13 protein-coding genes are annotated in these 21,728 nt (G+C 68.7%); 9 read left to right on the top strand and 4 right to left on the bottom strand.

Annotation, left to right across the window (positions count from 1 at the left end):
* Positions 1-27: 27 nt before the first annotated feature.
* Positions 28-3,501, bottom strand: coding sequence for an indolepyruvate ferredoxin oxidoreductase family protein (locus IT779_RS12260; protein WP_196149388.1), 3,474 nt, complete (start codon positions 3,499-3,501; stop codon positions 28-30).
* Positions 3,502-3,720: 219 nt separating this feature from the next.
* Here IT779_RS12260 and IT779_RS12265 point away from each other — a divergent pair, with 219 nt between their 5' ends.
* The 5 genes from IT779_RS12265 (at position 3,721) to IT779_RS12285 (ending at position 13,883) form a co-directional block, all read left to right on the top strand.
* The gene (locus IT779_RS12265) at positions 3,721-4,578 is read left to right on the top strand and encodes an NAD-dependent protein deacetylase (protein ID WP_196149389.1); all 858 of its coding nucleotides are present in this window, start codon (positions 3,721-3,723) and stop codon (positions 4,576-4,578) included.
* A 278-nt stretch (positions 4,579-4,856) separates the two neighbouring features.
* Positions 4,857-5,033 carry a hypothetical protein gene (locus tag IT779_RS12270; RefSeq protein ID WP_196149689.1) on the top strand — a complete coding sequence of 59 codons (177 nt, stop codon included), beginning with the start codon at positions 4,857-4,859 and terminating at the stop codon, positions 5,031-5,033.
* 207 nt (positions 5,034-5,240) lie between these two features.
* Complete coding sequence (locus IT779_RS12275) at positions 5,241-5,561, top strand: hypothetical protein (protein ID WP_196149390.1); 321 nt, start codon at positions 5,241-5,243, stop codon at positions 5,559-5,561.
* Positions 5,558-6,913, top strand: coding sequence for a hypothetical protein (locus IT779_RS12280; RefSeq protein ID WP_332838765.1), 1,356 nt, complete (start codon positions 5,558-5,560; stop codon positions 6,911-6,913). The genes IT779_RS12275 and IT779_RS12280 overlap by 4 nt, the downstream gene beginning before the upstream one ends.
* 2,371 nt (positions 6,914-9,284) lie before the next feature.
* On the top strand, positions 9,285-13,883 hold the full coding sequence (locus tag IT779_RS12285; protein ID WP_196149391.1) for a hypothetical protein: 4,599 nt from the start codon (positions 9,285-9,287) through the stop codon (positions 13,881-13,883).
* A gap of 6 nt (positions 13,884-13,889) precedes the next feature.
* Here the strand turns inward: IT779_RS12285 and IT779_RS12290 are convergent, their stop codons facing one another.
* The 3 genes from IT779_RS12290 to IT779_RS12300 all read right to left on the bottom strand — a co-directional run bounded on the left by IT779_RS12290 (position 13,890) and on the right by IT779_RS12300 (position 16,316).
* Complete coding sequence (locus IT779_RS12290; RefSeq protein ID WP_196149392.1) at positions 13,890-14,492, bottom strand: dihydrofolate reductase family protein; 603 nt, start codon at positions 14,490-14,492, stop codon at positions 13,890-13,892.
* Between the two features lie 131 nt (positions 14,493-14,623).
* A complete protein-coding gene (locus tag IT779_RS12295) occupies positions 14,624-15,823 on the bottom strand; it encodes a cation:proton antiporter (protein WP_196149661.1) in 1,200 nt (399 codons plus the stop codon).
* A 10-nt stretch (positions 15,824-15,833) separates the two neighbouring features.
* Entirely contained in the window at positions 15,834-16,316 is a 483-nt protein-coding gene (locus IT779_RS12300) for a cation:proton antiporter regulatory subunit (RefSeq protein ID WP_196149393.1), read from the bottom strand.
* 129 nt (positions 16,317-16,445) lie between these two features.
* Between IT779_RS12300 and IT779_RS12305 the strand changes: the two genes are divergently transcribed.
* The 4 genes from IT779_RS12305 to IT779_RS12320 all read left to right on the top strand — a co-directional run bounded on the left by IT779_RS12305 (position 16,446) and on the right by IT779_RS12320 (position 21,724).
* The gene (locus tag IT779_RS12305; RefSeq protein WP_196149394.1) at positions 16,446-17,324 is read left to right on the top strand and encodes an ABC transporter ATP-binding protein; all 879 of its coding nucleotides are present in this window, start codon (positions 16,446-16,448) and stop codon (positions 17,322-17,324) included.
* Entirely contained in the window at positions 17,321-18,508 is a 1,188-nt protein-coding gene (locus IT779_RS12310; protein WP_196149395.1) for an ABC transporter permease, read from the top strand. Before IT779_RS12305 ends, IT779_RS12310 begins: the two co-directional genes overlap by 4 nt.
* A gap of 181 nt (positions 18,509-18,689) precedes the next feature.
* Positions 18,690-20,519: an exonuclease domain-containing protein gene (locus IT779_RS12315; RefSeq protein WP_332838766.1), complete on the top strand. Its 1,830-nt coding sequence runs from the start codon at positions 18,690-18,692 to the stop codon at positions 20,517-20,519.
* A 53-nt stretch (positions 20,520-20,572) separates the two neighbouring features.
* Positions 20,573-21,724, top strand: a complete 1,152-nt coding sequence (locus tag IT779_RS12320) for an AI-2E family transporter (protein WP_332838767.1) — start codon at positions 20,573-20,575, stop codon at positions 21,722-21,724.
* Positions 21,725-21,728: the final 4 nt, after the last annotated feature.

Consider the following 21,728-nt stretch of genomic DNA (forward strand, 5'->3'; position numbering starts at 1 on the left):
CGGCGGCTGTCCGTGCGGCGAACCTGCTCAGAGGGGCGGCGGATCGATCCCGAGCTCGCGGAGATCGTCGCAATAGCGGGATACGGCGGCCAGTTTGATCTGTTCGTAGCCGCGCACCACATCGGGCAGGTTCGCCGCGCGCACCGCGCGGTCGTATCCCTCGGCGTCGAGTTCCTCGGCGAGCGCGAGCACCATCCCGGTGTAGTGGGCGAGAAGCGCCCGTTCCACCCGGCGGACGTGGGTGTGGCCGAAGGGGTCGAAGGCGGTGCCGCGCAGCTTCTTGCCTTTCGCCAGGATGCGCAGCGCGATATGGCCGCGCGGGGTGATGCCGACCTTGTGGCGCAGGCCGAGCGCGCGCAGGAACGGCGGGTGCAGGCGGTAGGTGAGTCGTTCGCCGCCGGGCACCTGCTCGGCCACCTCGGCGAGGAAATCGGGGTCGACCAAGCGGCGGGCGACCTCGTATTCGTCCTTGTAGGCGGTGAACTTGTAGAGCCCCGAGGCCACCGCCGCGCTGAACTCGGTGCGGTCGGTGACGGCGCGTTCGGCGCGGTGCACCCGGTCGACGGTGTCGAGGTAGGCACGGGCCGTTCGCACCCCTTGGAAGCCGATCAGTTCGCGGGCGCGCACCTCGACCCTGCGGCGGGTTTCGCCGGTCGCGTCGAAGTCGGCGAACAGGTCGGCGGGCACGGGAATCTCGGTGTGCCCGCGGCCCGGCCGGGTGGTCGCCGCGGCGAATTCCTTCGGCCGCGCCACCGCGGCGCGACCCCACCGGAACGCGGCGATATTGGCGGCCACCGCGACGCCGTTGATCTCGATGGCCTCCTCGACCGCGGCGGCGGGCAGCCGCAGACCGCCGAGTTGCAGTGCGGCGCCGACGAGTAGGAAATTCGCGGCGGCCGTATTGCCGAACAGGGTGTCGGCGGCGGCGAGCGCGTCGAAGGAGCGCAGGGTGTGCGCGACGCCGTCGAGTCTGGCCAGCAGGTCGTCGGTGTCCGGGTAGGCGATGTCGCGGTCGTAGACCATGTCACCGGTCGGCGTCCGGCTGGTCGAGGCGACCGCGAGGGTGCGGTGCGCCGACCCGTAGCCGAGGTTGCGGTTGTCGGTGGCGACGAGCAGGTCGAAGGCGATCAGGCAGTCGGCCGAGCCCGGTGTCAGCCGGTGCGTCGGTTCCAGCGGTCCCGCCGCGAACCGCAGGTGGGAGACGACGGGGCCTGCCTTCTGGCTCAGCCCGGTCTGGTCGAGGCTCGCGACCTCGTACCCCGCGCGCAGCGCCGCCGTGGCGAGCACCTGATTCACCGTGACGATGCCGGTGCCGCCGATTCCGGCGAGGAACACGTTCTGCGTCCGCGCGGGCGCGGGCCGATCGGGTTCGGGCAGTACGGGCGGCGCGGGGGAGCGGGGCGCCGCGCGTCGGGTCGTCGCGCCCGATTCGGGCAGTTCGACGGTGACGAAGGACGGGCAGTCGCCGTCCAGGCAGCTGTAGTCGGTGTTGCACGAGGTCTGGTCGATGCGGGTCTTCGGCCCGAACTCGGTGTCGACGGGCTGCACCGACAGGCAGTTGCTCTTGACCCCGCAGTCGCCGCAGCCCTCGCAGACGGCCTCGTTGACGACCACCCTGGTGCGGCGGACCGGCAGGGTGCCGCGCTTGCGTCGGCGGCGCGCGTCGGCGGCGCAGTGCTGGTCGTAGATCAGCACGGTGACGCCGGGTATCTCGCGCAGCATGCGCTGGGCTTCGTCGAGTCGGTCGCGATGCCACAGCACGGTGCCCGCGGCCAGGTCGCGTTTGCGGTAGCGCGACGGGTCGTCGGCGCACACCACGATCCGCGCGACGCCCTCGACGGTGAGTTTGCGGGTGAGCGCGGGCACCGCGAGCGCGCCTTCGGCGTCCTGCGCGCCGGTCATCGCGACGACGTCGTTGTACAGGAGTTTGAAGGTGATGTTCACCCCGGCCGCGACGCACGCCTGCACCGCCAACTGCCCGGAGTGGAAATACGTTCCGTCGCCGATGTTCTGGAACAGGTGCGGTATCCGCGTGAACGGCGCCTGCCCGATCCACTGCGCGCCTTCCCCGCCCATCTGGGTGAGGCCGAGCACCGCGCTGTCGGTGCGCCCTGACATGGTGACCAGGGTGTGGCAGCCGATGCCGCCCCCCGCGAGCGAACCCTCCGGTACGGCGGTCGACCGGTTGTGCGGGCAGCCGCTGCAGAAGTAGGCGGTGCGCTTGGCCGACAGCGCGGCCAACGGCAGCGGCGGTGGCAGCGGACGTTTCGTCTCCAGCGCGTCGCCGAGCGCGCGGCGCAGCGGACCGACGACGCGCCCGGTGTCGAGTTCGCCTGCTTTCGGGAACAGCGGCCTGCCCTCGGCATCGGATTTGCCGAGGATCCGCGGCGGTGACGCGACACCGTAGAGGATGTCGCGGATCTGCGTCTCGATGAATGCCGTCTTGTCCTCGACGACGATCAGCCGTTCGAGTCCGGCGGCGAAATCCCTGATCCGGCGGGGCGTCAGGGGGAAGGGCATGCCGATGCGGAGCAGTCGAACGCCCGCCTGCCGCAGTGCGGCGTCGTCCGCGCCGAGGTCGAGCAGGGCTTGGCGGACGGCGTCGAAGGTGGTTCCCGCGGCGGCGATCCCGATGGTCGCGCCCGGCGGGTCGACCTCGACCACGTCGACTTCGTTGCGTTCGCCGTATGCCTGGACGAGGCGCCAGCGCGGGCCGTAGAGGTCGGCCTCGGCGATCACGCTGTCCACCGGCGCCGCCATCGGACGCTGACGGTACGTGAACGGTCTTCCCTCCCAGTCGATCTCGGGGACCACGATATCGATGTCGGATACCGAGGAGTCGACGGTCCACGCGCCGTCGGCCACATCGGCCACGATCTTCAGCGCGACGGGGCAGCCGCTGACCCGTGACAGCGCCACCCCGTGCAGACCCAGCGTGATGATCTCGCGGGCATTGCGGGGGAACAGCACCGGAATGTTCATCGCCGCCAGCGAACGCTCGCTCACCGCGGGGACCGTCGACGACTTCGAGGCGGGATCGTCACCGACGAGCAGCAGTACGCCGCCGCGCGGATGCACGCCGTAGATGGCGGCGTGGCGTAGCGCGTCGGTGGCGCGGTCGAGTCCTGGGCCCTTGCCGTACCAGACGCCGACCACGCCGTCGTGGGTCGCGGATTCGGCGGGCAGTTCGGCTTGGCTGCCCCACACCGAGGTCGCGGCCAGTTCCTCGTTGAGTCCGGGGACGAAGGCGATGTCGTGTTCGGAGAGCACCTCGGGCATCGCGGCCAGCATCCGGTCGACGCCGCCGAGTGGACTGCCCTGGTATCCGGAGACGAAGGTGCCGACGCGGTGTCCGGCGCGCAGATCGCGCACATGCTGTTCCACGAGTTGGCGCGCGATCGCCTGCACGCCGGTCAGAACGACGGGGCCGGAGCCGACGCGGTAGCGGTCGGCCAGGTCGTAGGGGGTTCGAATCAGTTCGCGATCGGCGAGCTCGGTCATGCGAAACCACCCATCCGCCTCGGGCCCGGTGGGGTCCTCGGCTAGTTGAGCACTATTTGTCATCCATCCTGTTACCGTGGCGCTATGTGTGCAACCTTGGCTGTTGATGTTGCGCACAATGCTCAATTCGTACCGGTTGGAATGGGCATGGTTGCGCAAGGTGTGCGGTCGATGTGAGCGCCGCCACGCGCGCGTGATTCAGCGCCGTACCCTGAAACCATGTCGGAGATGGCGGAACCTGATATCGCGCGGCTGTTCGCGCTGGTCGACGGGCGTCGGGTCGCCGTGCTCACCGGCGCCGGCCTGTCCACCGACAGCGGCATCCCCGACTATCGAGGCCCCGACTCGCCGCCGCGCACCCCGATGACCTATCAGCAGTTCGTCGGCGACCCGGTCTTCCGGCAGCGGTACTGGGCGCGCAACCACATCGGCTGGCGGCATATGGACGCCGCGCGACCCAATCCGGGACACCGCGCGCTGGCGCGGCTGGAACGCATGGGCGTCGTCACCGGACTCATCACCCAGAACGTCGACCTGTTGCACACCAAAGCAGGCCACCGCCGCGTCCTCGACCTGCACGGAAGTTACGCGCGGGTGCGTTGCCTGAACTGCGCCGCGCTGGTATCCCGCATGTCGCTGGCCGACCGGCTCGAGGCCGCCAATCCCGGATTCGGCACGCGCGTCGCGGTCACCGGCGTCGAGGTCGCTCCGGACGCCGACGCGATCGTCGACGACACCGCCGACTTCCGCATGGTCGACTGCGAATCCTGCGGGGGGCTGCTCAAACCCGACATCGTGTACTTCGGGGAGAACGTGCCGCGCGCACGGGTCGCCGAAGCCTTCGCGCTGGTCGACGCGGCCGATCTGTTGCTGGTCGCGGGGTCGTCGCTCACCGTGATGTCGGGTCTGCGCTTCGCCCGGCACTGCGCGAGGAACGGGAAGCCGGTCGCGATCGTGAATCGCGGTCGCACCCGGGCCGACGAGCTGGCCGCTCTGACCGTCGACGCGGGTTGTTCCGATACGCTCACCGCCCTCGCCGATCGCCTCGCGGCGCGAACGGTGTGCGCGCGGTCCTGAGAAATTGGTCACGGCTGGAATCGCTCGCGGCTCCGAGAACCTCGCGGCCCCGAGAAGCCGTCGGCCGCGAGAAGTCGTCGGCGACAACGAGATCCGCGCCTCACGAAGACGGTGACGTATCGGTGCGAAGCAGTTGTATTACCCACACTTAGCCTATTCCACACCTTTTCGCCCTGTTGCCCGGCCGTGCGCGCCGTCACACTCGGAGAACACCCCGACGCCGGGCACGGCGACACCTCGACCTCGGCGGCGGTGTGCACGCGAAGGGAGGTACCGCCGTGTACCAGTCGAATGCCCACGAACAGTGGGCGAACGAGCATCGGGACTGCGACAGTCAGCCATCGGTCATGGATTTCGCACGGGTCTCGTTCGTGCTGTCCGAACACGCGGGCCACGGTCCTGGCTGTGCGCAATATCTCGCCGCGCTCACGCGAGCGTCCTCCGTACTCGACTGACCTCGACGCCCGCCGTACCGCACGGCCGCCGCGCACCGTCGGCGCGCACGGTGACGCACTCGTGTCGCGCCGAAACCGCGCCGGTCGAGCTGGGAAAACCGGAGCGGTGTCGGGAGAACGGAAGCGCGATGGGGGTCGGCACGGGTACTCTCGCTGTGTCGAATCATGCCGCGACATCGAATTATTGGGTTTCCGTGAGGGGGAACAATGGACGCGCTGAAGCTCGACCCGGCGGCGATGACCGCCTACACCACGACGGCGGATACCGTGTCGCAACAGCTCGCCTCGGCCGCGGCGGTCGCGGCCGAAGCCGTGCACACCGAGCGGCTGGCCACCGATCTGGGGTTGGTCGGCGCCGAATTCGCGGCGCGATTCACCGCCGCCGTCGCCGAACACTCCCAGGCGCTGTCGACCGCGGGGCAACTCGTCGCGGCCTACGGGCAGGTGCTGCGTGATTACAGCGCCGCCGCCCAGGACGTCGACGCGGGCACCGCGGGCGCGCTTGGCAAGACAGGGGAGCAATTGTGAAAAGGCTTCGCAGGAGCGGCAACTCCCAGGACGCCACCTCCGCCCGATCCCTCGACCCCAATGTCGACCCGCCCATCGTGGCCGCGCTGCTCGAACCGATCCTGAGCCTGCGCGCCTCCCTCGGCACCGGCGTCGGCACACCCGACGAGACAGTCACCGCCGCGCTGTCGGCGGCCTCGAACCGCGCCGCCGACACCGAGGAACCGCATCGCCAGGGCCTCTACGCCCTCGAATCGACGTGGAGTTCCAACGCCGCCGACCTCGCCGTGCCCTCGCTGCGCACCACGCAGACCGAACTCGGCGAGATCTCCGACCGCGGACCGGCCTACCTCGAGGTGCTCTCCGACGCGCAGACCACATCCTCGCGCGGCGCGCAGAAGGTCGACGAGATCATCGCCGACTTCCGCCGCGACGCCCGCCGCATCCTCGGCGTGGCCACCGCGTCGCCGGACACCGACGCGGTGATCGAACGCGGCGCGCAAGCCCTGCGCGACGCCATCGACACCGTCGAGTCCACCCGCTCGGAGATGAACGACCACACCCGGCGCCTCGACGCGATGGGCCCGCTCACCGTGTCCTCGCCTGCCGCCCTCGACCCCGGCGGCACCGGCCGAACGAGCTACCCGAGCTCGACCGACGGACCCGTCCAGTACACGCCGGGCGCGAGCGTGCCCGTCGCCAACGGACAACAGCTCGATCCGGTGCTCGCCGCGCAATTCCAGTTGCAGCAGCAGTTGATCTCGGCGGGCGTGCAGGTCGGCACCGCGGCGATCACCGCGGGCGTCGACATCGGCACCCACCTCATCGACAAGTTCGTCGAGGTCGGCACCCACGCCATGGACACCGTCGCGGCCTCCGTGGACAAGGTCATCGACAAGGCGATCCCCGAACTCATCCACCCAGGCAGCACCACCGGCGACGGCAACACCAACGGCGCGGGCTCCAAACCCGGTGGCGGGCAGTTCGATTTCGGCGGCACCGGACAGTCCTCGCCCGGCGGCAGCCGCAACGGCCATTCGCCGTCCTCCTCCCAGAACGACCCGACCCCGGTCGACCCGAAACCGGCGCCGATGCCGCAGCCGCCCTTCAGCGGTGGCGCGAGCGTCCCGCCGTCCACCGGCGGCGGATCGGGCGGCAGCGGCGCTTCGGTGCCGCGCGCCGCCGTACCCGAACCCACGCAGCACGGCCCCGCCACCGGCGGTGTCGCGATGCCGCCGCAAGGGGGAGCGCAGGATCAGGAGCACAAACCGCGTGACGGCCAGCTCGGTGTGACGGTGCCCGCGGGCATCGACCTCGAGCCGGTCACCGTACCCGCGGCGGTCATCGGCGATTTCGGCGATGACTTCGTCTGATTCCGGACAACAAGGGCAGCAGAACCCGTTCGACACGGGCCTGCCCATGCTCCGCCAACCCGCGCGAAAACCGAAGCGCAAGCGGAGCTCCCCTCGTCGCGTCCAACCGCGCCCCGACGAGTTCACCGCCGACATCCCACGCCCGTCCCCCGCGGTCGTGGCGCCCCCACCGCTGCGCACCCCCCGCACCCCGAATCCGAACCAGCCGCCTCCACCACGCAAACGCGCACGCCCCGACACCGATCCCGATCGGCAGCCGAACGCAGGTCCACTCGCGGCGGGGGAGAAGACAACCCGACGTGCGGGGACCGAAGAGGTGAATCGGGGCGCGGCGTCAGCGAAGGCGACGCAGCGCGAGGTGGATCGGCGCGCCGCCGGGGAGCGTGCGGGCGGAGAGAGCGCTGCCCGGCGTGAGACGGATACGGAAGCCGCGAAGGCGGCGCGACGTGGGGTTGCGGAGGAGATCGAGCGGGAAGCTCGGCGCGATGCCGCCCAGGCATCACGTGCCGACGTGGTGGATATGCCTTTCAGCCTGCCCGAGTCGCCGTTGGGGGAGATCGCCCGAACTGATGGTGCGCCGGAATCGAAAACCTCTGCGGTGCAGCGGGATACGCCTACATCGCAATCGTTCGCAGAGCGATCGGACACCACTGCTCCCGTGCGTGCGTCGGGCGACGAGCGGGACACGCCGTTCATGATCGGCGAGCCGCCCGATCGGGACCTGCCGCCTACCGACGAGTCGGTCACGCCGATGCCTTCGACAAGGCCCGACGCCAGGATGCCGAGGTCCGGTCCGAGCGGTCCCGAATCGCGAACCCCTTCGGGCGACGATTCCCCATCGCGCCGGGTTACCGCTTCCAGCTCGGCCGTCGCGCCCGGCTCGGCCGTCGCGCCCGGCTCGGCCATTGCGCCCGGCCCGGCCGTCGCGCCTGACTCGGCTGCCCCACCCGGTTCGATGGCCGCGGGGGGCACGGCTATTTCGCGTGGTTCAGGTCTGGCACCAGGCTCAGCCGATATGCGTGGCTCGGATGTTGCGTCCGATTCGGTCGTCGCGCCGGGTTCAGCAACCCTGTCCAGCTCGGATACAGCTTCTGGCTCGGATGTCACGTCCGGTTCGGATATCGTGCCAGGCTCGGCTGCCCCACCCGGTTCGATGGCCGCCCGGGGCAGGGCTATTTCGCGTGGTTCGGGTCTGGCACCGGGTTCAGCGGATGCGCGTGGTTCGGATGTTGCGTCCAGTTCGGTTGTCCCGCGTGGTTCGGCCACCGTGTCCAGCTCGGATACTGCGTCCGGTTCGGATGTCGTGCCTGACTCGGCCGTCGTGTCAGGCTCGGCTGCCCCGCCTGGTTCGGTGGCCGCGCGTGGCAGGGCTATTTCGCGTGGTTCGGGTCTGGCACCGGGTTCAGCGGATGCGTGTGGTTCGGATGTTGCGTCCGATTCGGTTGTCCCGCGTGGTTCGGCCACCGTGTCCAGCTCGGATACTGCGTCTGGCTCGGATGTTGCGTCCGGTTCGGATGTCGTGCCTGAGTCGGCCGTCGTGTCAGGCTCGGCTGCCCCGCCTGGTTCGGTAGCCGCGTGGGGCAGGGCTACCTCGCGTGGTTCGGGCCGCGCACCAGGCTCTGCCGATACGCGTGGCTCGGATATCGCGCCCGGTTCGGCCACTGCGCCTGGCTCGGAGGTCGCGTATAGCTCGGTTGCCACGCCGGGCTCGGATATCGCGCCGGGCGCAGCGACCTCGCCAGGCTCAGTTGCCGCGTCTGGTTCGGCTACCGCATCCGAGCTGGCTACCGCACCTGGTTCGGATAATGCGCCTGGCTCGGATAATGCGTCTGGTTCGGCTGTCGCGTCTGGTTCGGTTGCTGCGCCGGGCTCGGATATCGCACGGGGCGTAGCGACCTCGCCTGGTTCGGTTGCCGCGTCTGGTTCGGTTGCTGAGTCGGGCTCAGCTGTCGCGTCTGGCTCGGATGTTGCGTCTGGCTTGGTTACCGGGCCTAGTTTTGCTGTCGCTCCTGACCCAGATATTGCACCTGGTTCAGTTACTGCGCCTGGCTCGGTGACGGCGCGCGGCTCGGTTGCCGCACCTGGCTCGGGTGTCGCATCCGGCTCGATTGCCGGGCCTGGCTCGGATAACGCGCCTGGCTCAGCGATTTCGCCAGGCTCCGTTGCCGTGTCCGGTTCGGTTGCTGCACCCGGTTCTGTTACCGGGCCCAGCTCGGTTGCCGGGCCCGGCTCGAAAAACGAACCTGACTCCGCCACTTCGCCCGGTTCGGCCGCTTGGCCTGACTCGGGGCTTCGGCACGGGACTGCTCGGCCTTCGCCGACGGCTGCGACTGCCGGATCGGGGTCGACGGCGGATGAGGCGGATACCGACGTGTTCGAATGGCCGAGTGGTGCTTTCATGCGGAGGGGTGACACGCAGGCTCGCACCGCCGCGATGGCGCGCTCCGATGGGACTTCTGCGGATTCCACCGAGCCCGCGACGAGTGGTGTCGATGACGACGAGCCGCCTACCGATGTCTTTCCCGCGATCGATGTCGAATCCTCCACCGGGTCGATACGACTGCCGTTCGATTCCGATTTCGACAGGTCCGTTCGTGAATCGTCCTTCCGCGCGGACGACCCGCCCGCCGATCGGGACATCGCCGCGATCGATGCGGACGACTGGTGGGACGACGAAGCCTACTTCGACGACGAGATGGTCGACGGCTCGTGGCGGGCGGTCGACGAAGTCGACGATGGGACGGGCTGGACCGATTCCACGGGCGCGCGGCACTACCGGGGGCGTTCCGTCGCAGCCGAATTCGAGCTGTCCACCGACGGTGCGGGCGGATGGGCGGCGGCGCGCGGCGGGGCCGACCGGAGCGCGACCTCGCCGGACGACGGTCAGTGGACGCCGGTACCCGCGTTGTGGTCCGACGCTTCCGAAGCGGACGCCGGGCAACGAGTGCCGGGAGGCGCCGGTGAACAGGGTGGATCGCACGACGGTGCGGCGTCGTCCACGGCGCCGACCACCACCGGATCACGGCAGTCGACAACCGGCGATATCGTTCTGCCGCCGTGGATCGATGCGAGCGAGTCGCTGTGTGATGCGCGGGACGAGACATCTCCCGAGGCCGAGGAATCCGAATTCGGGCGGGATGCCGCTCGCGAGCCGTCATCGCGGCGAACGGACCCGGCAGCGGCGCAGCCCGCCGATATCGGACCGACGGCTAGCAGCGAACTGTGGCCGTCGTGGATGCGGTCCAACGAGCTGCCCTCGGTGGGAACCGGGGCGGATGCGCCACCCGACGGGGAGAGCGAACCGTCCGATCAGGTCGCCATCGGCACCTCCGAACCGCCGAATGCCGTTCAGCCAGTACAGGATCGAGACGGTTCGGTATCCGAGCTCGACGGGACTTCCGACCGGCAGGTGATCGTCGGCGAGGTGTCGCCGCCGGGTACCGACGTTTTGCCTGTCGACCTGGACACGGTGTCGGGACCGGCAGTGCGGTCGCCGGATTCGGGTAATTCGGATTCGTCTCCGGCGTCTGCGCTCGATGCGATTTCCGACCGGCAGGTGACCGTCGGCGAGATGCCGACAGCAAGCACCGACACTCTGCCTGTCGACCTGGACACGGTGTCGGGGCCGGCAGTGCGGTCGCCGGATGCGGGCAGTTCGGATTCGTCTCCGGCGTCTGCGCTCGATGGGATTTCCGATCGACAGGTGACCGTTGGCGAGGTGTCGACTTCGAGTACTGACGTTTTGCCTGTCGACCTGGACACGGTGTCGGGGCCGGCAGTGCGGTCGCCGGATGCGGGCAGTTCGGATTCGCCTCTGCCATCCGCGCTCGATGTGGCTTCCGATCGACAGGTGACCGTCGATGGGGTGTCGACGCCGAGTGTCGACGCTTCTACCGATCCGGACAGGGTGTCGGGATCGGCAGTGCAGCCTCCGAATTCGGGTAGTTCGGATTCCTCTTCGGTGTCTGCGCTCGATGGGATTTCCGATCGACAGGTGACCGTCGGCGAGGTGCCGACAGCGAGCGCGGACGCTTTGCCTGTCGACCCGGACAGGGTATCGGGATCGGCAGTGCGGCCTTCGGATTCGGGTGATCCGGATTCGTCTCCGGTGTCCGCGCTCGAAGTAACTTCCGACCCTCAGGTGACCGTCGACGGGGCGCCGACAGCGAGCATCGATGTTTTGCCTGTCGACCCGGATACGGTGTCGGGACAGGTAGCGCGGCCTTCGGATTCGGGTAGTTCGGATTCGTCTTCGGTGTCCGCGCTCGATGCGACCGCCGACCCACAGACGACCGCCGCTGAGCCGAAGGCACTGCGCGTTGACGCTTCGCCTGTCGACCCGGACGCGGTGCGGGGATCTGCGTGGCCCGACGACGATTCAGCGATCCTGACCAGTGAACCAACCCATGAAGCGGTAGTGCTTGGTGGAGCAACACCGCCCGGTGAGGTGACATCGGCCGATGAAATGACCCCAGCTGACGGATTCACACTGTCGCGGTCCCCGGATCTCGATGGGGAGAAGCCATCGCTCGAGGTGCGGCGGATGTCAGAGCCTGCGCCCGAATTCGTCTCGCAGGCCGACTCGGACCTGGCTCCGGCGGACAAGATCTCCGCACGCGACATGGAGAACCTCGCCTCGGCAACGCCCGCCGTTGACCCGGAGGAGTCTGCCCCCGTACGAACCGCGACCGCGGCGATACCACCACCGGATGACTCGGATACGGAGACCGAGAACGCCTCCACTCCGTCTCGGGCGAGCGAGAACACGCCGCCGTCAGAAGACGGCCGTCAGGTCTCCGATCGGCACGCGCACGGCAGGGATCTTCATGATCGCGATCTGCCGTTCGAAGCGAGCGAGAGCGACGATGTGCCAGCGTCCGGCGCCGAGGAGGGAACCGAGCTTTCGTCTTCCGATGTCGCAGCGTCGCAGACAGATGCGTCGCCGCCTACGGATGCGCCGGCATTCTCGAACGATGTTGCATCGCTCGAGTCGGTAGCCCTGTCGAACGCCGATGAGGCATTGCCGCGGTCCGCGGCCGAGGTTCCGGTGTCGCGAACGGGTCTATCCGCGGCGATGCATGCTGGGGTCGAGGTGGAAGAAGCTGAACTGCCGAGGAGTGAGGCCGAATCGCCGTCACTCGTCGGGGAGCAAGTTCTGCCGGGTTCCGAGGACGTCGGGGAATCGGTGACATCGCGGGGCGAGGAGGATTCGTCGTCGCGACAGGTGTCGGAGGGGACATCGTCGCCGGACGACGGATCGCCGTCGCATGAGAGCGAACCCGGGCGTGGTGGTGACAGTTCATCGATATCCGACGACGAGTCCGTTCCGCTGTCCAACGTGAGTGTGGCGACGCCCTCCGACGCCGGCGGTGTGCCGTCGCGGGAAGTCGAGTCGCGCGATGACGATGAGCCGATAGGGACGGTCGAGGAGTCGGTGCGGGGGCGTGACGGAGGTGACCGGGTGGCGTTGGACGACGGTGATGAGCGGTGGCGTGACAAGGAGTCGCAGTGGGCCGGTGAGTCGCCGGAGGACGGTGAGTCGCGTCGGGCCGGTGAGTCTTCAGGCGATGGTGCGCCGCAATCGGACGACGGGACGCCGGATGATGGTGAGTCCCGGTGGGACGGTGCGGCAGGTGCGAGTGCGCCGGGGTCGAACGGTGAGTCGCGGTGGAACGGCGGGTCGGGTGACGGTGAATCTCGGTCGAGCGGTGAACCGTCGGACGACGTGGACTCGCGGTGGGACCATGGGCCGTCCAGTGACGGTGAGCCGTCGGGACGCGAACCGCTTTGGTCGCAAGAGGATTCGGAATCCCGGCACGAGCTGACCGACTTCGCGCCGTGGAGCGAGAACGGTCGACCGGCCGACACCGACGATTCGGAGCACGTCGAATACTCCTCGGCGAGTTCAGGATTCGATCACGACCAGCGGTCGGGGCGGGACCGGGACGAGATCTCGCCGTGGTGGTCCGACGACGGTTCGATTCCGCCGTCCACGGACTCGGACGCCTCCTTCTTCGACAAGCAGGCCGCGTGGGCGGCGAGTGACGCGCCAGCCGGGAGCGTGGATTCGGCCGATGACTCCGCCGACCGAGCGGAACCGAGGGTGGATCTTCCTCCGGTGCAACTGTTTCCGATGCTGGATCCGCCGCTGTCGGATGCGGCGGGGGAGAGCGAGCATTCGGGTCGCTGGGAGCAGTGGCTCGAGCAGTACCCTCGCGCGGAGCGGACCGTTCCGGAACCGGTGCAGGCGCAGGTGCGTCCGTTGCGGTCGACGCAGGTGGTCGAGGAGGACGAGGACGTTCCCGATGAGCCGGTGCGGGTGCCTTCGATCGTGGACCGGACGGGCGGCAATCCCGGTCTCGGTCTGCGTCGGCCGCGCAACGCGAGCGCCTCGGATTCGGGCGGCGGGCAGAATCGGATGGTCGGCGCGCTGGTGGGTGTCGGCATCGTGGTGGCGCTGGTCGCGGTGGTGATCATCGCGATGAGCGGTTCGGACAATCAGAAACGGCCGACGGCCGCGGTTCCGTCAAGGGTGGCGCCGTCTGTGCAGTCGCCGCCGTCGAAGTCGGGGGAGCCTGCCGTCATCGCGACTCCTGGATGTGAGCAGCGGCGCACGCCGGATATCGTGTCGGGCACCGATCCGGGCGGCACCACGGACGGTCCTTCGGCGATTCTCGCGTTCGAGCGCGCCTATTACGTGCAGCGTTCGGGGTTCGCGGCGCGGGCGGTGGTGGCGGAGGATTCCGCGGTTCCGCCCGCCGAGCAGATTCAGCGCGGCATCAATCAGATCCCGTTGGGCACCCTCTATTGCGTGGAGATCACGCGCACGGAGGCGGCGGCAGGCGAGCCACAGTGGCGGGTCAAGTTGACCCAGCAGATGCCGGGTTCGCAGGCGACCACCTTCACTCAGTTGATCACCACCGTGACCAGCGCCAATCGCACGCTGATCACGACCATCGCCGCCGGGTGAGGCTCGTCAGTCCCGCGCGATGTGGACTTTGGCCTCGTCGTAGCCGCCGCTGAGCTGTTCGCCGGGTCCGTAGACGAGGTGCACCACGCCGGTGGTGAAGGTCTGCGAGGAGAGCAGGCGCAGCGGGATGAGGGTGTCGTCGAACAGTCGTTCGCCTTTGCCGACGGCGATCGGATGCACCAGCAGGTGCAGTTCGTCGAGCACGCCCGCCGCGAGCAGTTGCCGCACGATCGACGGCGATCCGCTCATGGCGACATCGGTCGCGCCCGGTTCTTGTTTGAGCGCGACGGTGGCTTCGATCAGGTCGCCGCGCAGCTGTTCGGAGTTGCGCCAGGTGAATTCCAGTTCCCGGTGCGAGACCACGATCTTGCGCGCGTCGCCGAGCGCTTTGCCCATGGCGGCGTCCGGTCCGCCCGCGTTCTCGCGTTCGGGCCACGCGCCCGCGAAGCTGTCGTAGGTGACGCGGCCGAGCAGCAGGGTGTCGGCGGCGCCGAGTTGCGCGGTGACCGCCGCTCCCATTTCGTCGTTGAAGTACGGGAAGTGCCAGTCCTGCGGGTCTTGGATGACTCCGTCGACCGAGATGAACAGGCCCGCGGTGATCTTGCGCATCGGATTTCTCCTCGTGTCCGGTGTCCGCCGGTGCGGCGGTGGGTTCGGTGAAGTCGACGGGCCGGGCGCACGAGATTCATCGCGCGCGCAGGCCCGAGCAGACTATGACCTACCGCACACCGCACGCGCCGTCATTCGGAGACGGGTTCGCGGCTCGGTTTCGCCTTGGCGGTCCGGTCGAGGAACAGCCGCGTGACGGGTTCGACCACCCGGGCCGCGATCGGCCCGAGTACGGCCATCAGCAGCACGTAGGTGGTGGCCAGCGCGGCGAATTCACCGGGCAGCGCGCCCGCGGTGACGGCGAGACCGGCGATGACGATCGAGAATTCACCGCGCGCCACCAGCGCGGTGCCCGCTCTGGCCCGACCGAGCGGACTCGCGCCCGCGCGTTCGGCCGCCCACCATCCGGTGGCGATCTTGGTGGCCGTGGTGACCACCGCGAGCAGGACCGCCCACGCGAGGACGGGCGGGATGCTCTTCGGGTCGGTGCTCAGTCCGAACAGGACGAAGAACATGGCGGCGAACAGGTCGCGTAGCGGTTCGAGGATCTTGGTCGCGTTGTGCGCGGTGGAGTCGGAGATGGCGATGCCGAGCAGGAACGCGCCGACGGCGGCGGAGACCTGCACCGCGGAGGCGAGTCCGGCCACCAGCAGCGCGGCGCCGAGCAGTTTGAGCAGGAAGATCTCGCGGTCGTCGCTGGCGACCACGGCGGAGACGTAGCGTCCGTAGCGCAGCGCCACCACCAGGACGGCGGTCACGGCGACGAGTGCGATGGCCAGGGTGGTGAGTCCGGCGGCGAAGCTGACGCCCGCGACCACCGCGGTGAGCGTGGGCAGGTACGCGGCCATCGCGAGGTCCTCGAAGACCAGGATGGACAGGATGACCGGGGTTTCCCGGTTGCCGAGCCTGCCGAGGTCGTTGAGGACTTTCGCGACGATGCCCGAGGAGGAGATGTAGGTGACGCCAGCGAGCGCGATGGCGCCGGTGAATCCGAGACCGAGCATGAGCGCCACGATCACGCCCGGTGTGGCGTTCAGGGCGATGTCGAGCAGTCCGGCGGGCCAGGATCTTCGCATGCCGGTGACCAGTTCGGACGCGGTGTATTCGAGTCCGAGCAGCAGCAGGAGCAGCACCACGCCGATCTCGCTGGCGAGGTGGATGAATTCGTCCACCTCGTGCAGTTCGACGATGCCGCCCTTGCCGAAGACGAGTCCGCCGATCAGGTACAGCGGGATCGGGGAAAGTCCGATCTTGGCCGCGACGCGGCCGAGGACGCCGAGGCCGAAAAATACCCCGCCCAGTTGGATCAACGCCAGGGCGGTTCCGTCCACTGCCATGGGTTCAGCCGTCGCCGAGTAGTTCGGCGGCCGACTCGAGGCCCGCTCCGGTGCCGACGACCACGAGTAGGTCGCCCGCGGTGAACAGGAAGTCCGGTCCGGGGGAGGCGTGTACCTGTCCGGCGCGCATGACCGCGACGATGGAAACGCTGGTTCGGGTGCGCATTTCGGTGTCTCCCAGGGTTCGTCCGTCGTAGGGTGCGCCGGGCAGGATCGGCAGCGTCCTGGTGTTGACGCCTTCGATGTCCCGGTGTTCTTCGCGCAATTGCGCCACCAGCTGCGGTGCGCCGAGCAGGTTGGCCAGCGCTCTGGCCTCGTTCGCCGACAGCGGGATCGCCACGGTGGTATCGGGATCGGAGTCCTTGGTGAAGATCAGGTCGATCGTTCCGTCGCGGTGGTCTACCACCCCGATACGACGACGTTCCTGCTTCAACGAAAAGTCCTTGCGTACACCGATTCCGGGCAGCGGTGTCACCTCTACGTTCACCCCGACAGACTAACGCTTAACCCCGCATTACCATTACTTTACCTTACAATCTCCCCGGCGGCCGCGCGATTCGGCTCGCACCGCAGCCGCGTCGGTAGGGTGGGGACGCACCGACCAGAGGGGAAGCCGATGCTGGAAGTCGCGAATCTGACGCGCCGCTTCGGGGAGCACACGGCCGTGGACGATGTGTCGTTCACGGTGGCGCCCGGCGCGCTCACCGGATTCGTCGGCGGCAACGGCGCGGGCAAGACCACGACCATGCGCATGATCATGGGCGTGCTCGCGCTGCACGCCGGACAAGTGAATTGGCGCGAACGCCCGGTGACCGAGGCCGACCGGCGCGCCTTCGGCTACATGCCCGAGGAACGCGGGCTCTATCCCAAGCAGCCTGTCCTCGACCAGTTGGTCTACCTCGCGCGACTGCGCGGCCGCACCGCTGCGAGCGCCCGCGAACGCGCGCGGGAACTGCTCGCCCGCTTCGACCTCGCCGATCGCGGCAAGGACAAACTCGAATCCCTGTCGCTGGGCAATCAGCAGCGCGTGCAGATCGCCGCCGCCGTGATATCCGAACCGGTCCTGCTCGTGCTCGACGAACCGTTCTCCGGACTCGACCCCGGCGCCGTCGACGCCATGGCCGACCTGCTGCGCGACTACGCCGAGCGCGGCGTGCCCGTGCTGTTCTCCTCCCACCAGCTCGACCTGGTCGAACGGCTCTGCGACGACCTGGTGATCCTGTCCTCGGGCCGGGTCGTCGGCGCGGGTTCGGTGGCCCGGCTACGGGCGAGCGGGCGCACCCGATATCGGCTGGTACTCGGCGGCGACGCGGGCTGGCTCGCCGAACATGCCGGTGTCCGGGTGCTGGAGACGCGGGAGAACACCGCGCTGCTCGAACTCGTCGACACCGATCCCGACGCACTGCTGCGGGCCGCGCTGGACCGAGGATCGGTGCGCGAACTCGCCGAAGTGCGACAGTCCGTCGCCGATATCTACCGTGAGGTGACCGCGTGAGCGACACGGGGTCCGCGCCGCGCGGGGTGTGGCGCGTCGTCGCCGAGCGTGAGGTCGCGGTGAAACTGCGCGACCGCAACTTCCTGATCTCCACCCTGGTCACGATCATCGCGATCGTCGCATCCCTGCTGCTCAGCGGATTGCTCACCGGTCGCGCGGAGACCGTCACCCTCGCGACGGCGGGCGCCGATGCCGACCAGGTCGTCGCCGTCGCGAACCGACTCGCGGAAGCCGCCGACGAGAAGGTCACCTTCACCGCGCGCGCCGCCGCCGACACCGCGGAAGTCCAGCGGTGGGTGCGCGAGGAGAAGGTCGATGTCGGACTGGTGTCCGCACCGTCGGGCTGGCGGCTGATCGGCAAGGATTCCGAGAACACCCACGCCGAAACCTATCTCGGCGCCGCCGCCGGGCAGGTCACGATCGAGCGCAACGCGGCAGCCGCCGGAGTCTCGCTCGAACAGCTGGGTCGCGGCGGCGGCGTGACCTACGACGTGCTCGAGCACAACTCGGTCGACGCGGGCCTCGCGCGGGTGGTGGCGTTCGTGTTCGCGCTGCTGTTCTACCTGTCCTCGATCCTGTTCGGGTTGTCCATCGCGCAGAGCGTGGTCGAGGAGAAGCAGAACCGGATCGTGGAGATCCTGGCCAGTGCGATTCCGTTGCGGCAGTTGCTGATCGGCAAGATCGCGGGCAATACGGCGATGGCGTTGGCGCAGTTGGTGCTGTTCGTCGGCGCGGGCCTGCTCGGATTGGCCGCCACCGGGCGTGGCGATCAGGTCGCCAGGATCGGCGGCGCCGGTGGGTGGTTCATCGTGTTCTTCGTCGTCGGCTTTCTCGCGCTGGCCGCTCTGTGGGCGGTGGCCGGATCGCTGGCCACCCGCAGCGAGGATCTGCAGGCCACCACCACACCGCTGTCGATCATCGTCATGCTCGTGCTGTTCGCGGGCATCTTCCTGACCGGAACCGGGCGGGTGGTGGCCTCCTACGTGCCCGTCGTCTCCATCGTGGCGATGCCAAGCAGGCTCGCCGAAGGCAGCGCCGCGTGGTGGGAACCGCTGGTCGCGCTCGCGTTGATGGCGGCGGCCGCCTACGGGATCGTGCTGGTCGGGGAGAAGATCTACCGCCGCTCGCTCATGCAGACCGGCGGCAGATTGACGATAAGGCAGGCTCTGGCCGTACAGGACTGATCGCGTGTCACGACGCGAACGCAGGTCGAATTCGTCGGGAGCATTCGCGTGCGGATGCAGCCGCTTCCCAATGAAGCCGACCGATCGGTTTCCGATGTTGGTTCGGCGGATTTGTACTCTTCTGCGCCGCAACGAATTCGGTTGCGTCTACGATTCGTTCCTCGTGCTGGGGAATACGAGTGTGGATGCGACGAACACCGACGCCGATGCGGCGTCGTTCACCGTCGTTGACGTGGAAACGACCGGGCTGCGGGCCACCGAACACCGGGTGTTGTCGGTCGCGGCATTGACCCTCGATGCCGCCGGGCGGGTGGTCGGCGAATTCCACACCCTGCTCGATCCGGGATGCGATCCGGGTCCGGTGCACATTCACGGCTTGACCCGTGAGGTGCTGCGGGGCGCTCCCGTCTTCGACCAGGTGCGCGACCAGCTGTCCGAACTGCTCGCCGATCGAATCATGGTCGCGCACAACGCCGAATTCGACTACGGATTCCTCGCCCGCGAGTTCGACCTGTCCGGCGGAGCGCTCCCTGTCCGCAGACGTCTGTGCACCCTCGCTCTCGCGCGCCGCGTCTCCCCGCCCACGCCCGACTGCAAACTCGGCACTCTCGCAACGTATTACGGCGTGCCGCAAGCCCGCGCCCACGACGCACTCGACGACGCCCGCGTCCTGGTCGGCGTATTAGGCGGGCTAACAGCGGATGCGGCGCGACTCGGCATCACACTGCCGACACTGCGGTGCGCGCCGGACGAGCGCCCCCGAAACCGGTGGCCCGTCGAACGCCGCGGCCCGAAATCGCCCTGCCGCTACGACTATCCGGGGCGGTACGAGCCGGGCGGGCGACTCACGCAGGGCATGAAGGTCGCCTTCACCGGCGAGACCGTCGCCGAACGAGAAGACCTCGTGGCCCGCGCCGAATCCGCTGGCCTCGACGTCACCGGCGCCGTCAGCGGCTTGACCAGCGTCCTCGTCTGCAACCAACCCGACAGCGCGAGCACCAAATGGCAGCGAGCCCGCGATCACGGAACTCCGGTCGTCACCGAGACGACCTTCCTCACCCTGTTGGCCGACATACAGCCCGGTCGTCCCAAGACCGACCAGCGCCGCAGAGCCGCACGCCCGTCCCGGACCCGATCCACCGGCCCCGCCGAAGGTCCGTTAGTGGGCCGCCGGGTACTGGTACTCGGCGGCTCCCACCCGGACGCCGCGTCCGCGCGAGCGCGAATCGCCGAACTCGGCGGCGCGGTAGCCGTGAACATGTCGGCGAGTGTCACCGATGTACTTGCCCTCGACGGCGCCGATTCCGACCGGCGACTCGCGATAGCGGTCGAACTCGGACTGCCCGTGCACGGTATGGAACTGCTGGGCTCGGTCGCGGACGTCGCGCAGGTAGTAGATGTCGTGCCTGTGGTGGATGTCGCGCCTCCGGTGGGCCTCACGCCTGTGGTGGACCTCGCGCCTGTGGTGAGTGAATCCGCGGCGGCGTCGGTACTGGTGCGAGGGCAGGTGATCGATTTACCGGTCGCCGAACACGGCGGGGTGTGGACCGTGCGCGCATCCTGGCGCCAGGACTGTGTGCGGACGGCGGATGTGATTGCCTTCCTCCTCGACGGCGACGAAAAGGTCACGGGCGACGCGGACTTCGTCTTCTACAACCAGCCGGAGACAGCGGGAGCGGGTTTATCGGTCGAGGGTCCCAGCGAGCAGTCGGTGGCACTGTCTCTGGATCGGCTGCCCGAACACTGCCGACGGGTCGTCATCGCCGCCGCGCTCGACGGCGACGACACGACATTCGGTGAGGTCGGCGCGATCGAGATCGAGATCGCGCCGGGCGGTGCCTGCGCCCCGGTGATCCGGGCGACGCTGGACGCGGCGACGGACGAACGCACGCTGCTGTTGACCGAGATCTACCTGCGCGGCGATGCCTGGCGCGTGCGCGCGGTCGGCCAGGGCTATCCGACCGGGTTGGCGGAGTTGGCGCGCGGATACGGGGTCGACGTGGCGGGCTGACCCGCTGTGAGTCGTAGCCGCGAATTCGCTGAACGGTGGGCGACACTGGGTTCGTGGCGGACTCGGATACGGGTGGGGAGGCGGCGAAAGGCTCGGATTCGGGCGGCGGTGGGCGGGTGGGGCTGATGCCCGTGTGGTTGCCGCGAGCCATGATCCTGGCCTTCGCGCTGTTGGGGGTATACCAGCTCGGCAGCTGGGCGGTGCACCGGCTGCTCGGGTTGTTCGTGGTGGTGCTTGTGGCGTTCTTCGTCTCGCTGGCCATGGAACCGGCGGTCGACAGTCTCGCGGCGCGCGGCATGCCCCGCGGCCTCGCCACGGCGGGCGTGTTCATCGTGCTGTTCGGCTGTCTGATCGGATTCAGCGCCGCCCTCGGGACGCTGCTGGTGGAGACCGTCGACAATGTGGTGGGGGAGACGCCGCGGCTGACCGAGGAGTCGGTGGACTGGATCAACCGCACCTTCGGCCAGGACTTCACGGTGACCCAGCTGCGGGACCGGCTGTTGAAGGATTCCGATGTGATCAGCGGCTACGCCGAGCGGGCGGCCGATCATGCGTGGGGTCTGTCGAACACGATCCTCGGCGGCCTGTTCCGTTTCCTGCTGATCGCCTTGTTCAGCATCTATTTCACGGCGTACGGCCCGCGGATGCGCCGCTCGATCTGCGCACTGCTGCCGCCGCGCAGCCACGACGCCGTGTTGAGCGCATGGGATCTCGCGGTCGAGAAGACCGGCGGCTATCTCTACAGTCGCGCGGTGCTCGCGGTGATCTCCGCCATCGCCCACGGCGTGTTCCTCGCGATCCTCGACATCCCGGACGCGCTGGCGCTCGGGGTGTGGTTCGGCGTGATCGCCTCGTTCGTGCCGACCGTCGGTACCTATGTGGCGGGCGTCCTACCGATCCTGGTGGCGCTCACCGTGCAGCCGATCGACGCGGTGTGGATTCTGCTGTTCGTGGTGATCTACCAGGTGTTCCAGGACTACATCCTGCAACCGCGACTCACCGCGCGCACCGTCGACGTGAATCCGGCGGTCGCCCTGCTCGCCGTCCTCGGCGGGGGCGCGCTGCTCGGCGCGATCGGCGCGCTGCTCGCGATTCCGGTCACGGCCACCGTGCAAGCCTTCTCGAGCCTGTATCTGCGTCGCTACGAAGTCCCCGAGGATCCGCGCATCGATCGCACCACACTCGGTCGGCCCGAGAAGGACTGAGCGA

Source organism: Nocardia bovistercoris (genome assembly GCF_015674855.1).
Lineage (GTDB): Bacteria > Actinomycetota > Actinomycetes > Mycobacteriales > Mycobacteriaceae > Nocardia > Nocardia bovistercoris.

Coding starts and splice junctions, on each gene's coding strand:
- IT779_RS12260 (WP_196149388.1), bottom strand. CDS start 3,501: ATGACCGAGCTCGCCGATCGCGAACTGATTCGAACCCCCTACGACCTG.
- IT779_RS12265 (WP_196149389.1), top strand. CDS start 3,721: ATGTCGGAGATGGCGGAACCTGATATCGCGCGGCTGTTCGCGCTGGTC.
- IT779_RS12275 (WP_196149390.1), top strand. CDS start 5,241: ATGGACGCGCTGAAGCTCGACCCGGCGGCGATGACCGCCTACACCACG.
- IT779_RS12290 (WP_196149392.1), bottom strand. CDS start 14,492: ATGCGCAAGATCACCGCGGGCCTGTTCATCTCGGTCGACGGAGTCATC.
- IT779_RS12305 (WP_196149394.1), top strand. CDS start 16,446: ATGCTGGAAGTCGCGAATCTGACGCGCCGCTTCGGGGAGCACACGGCC.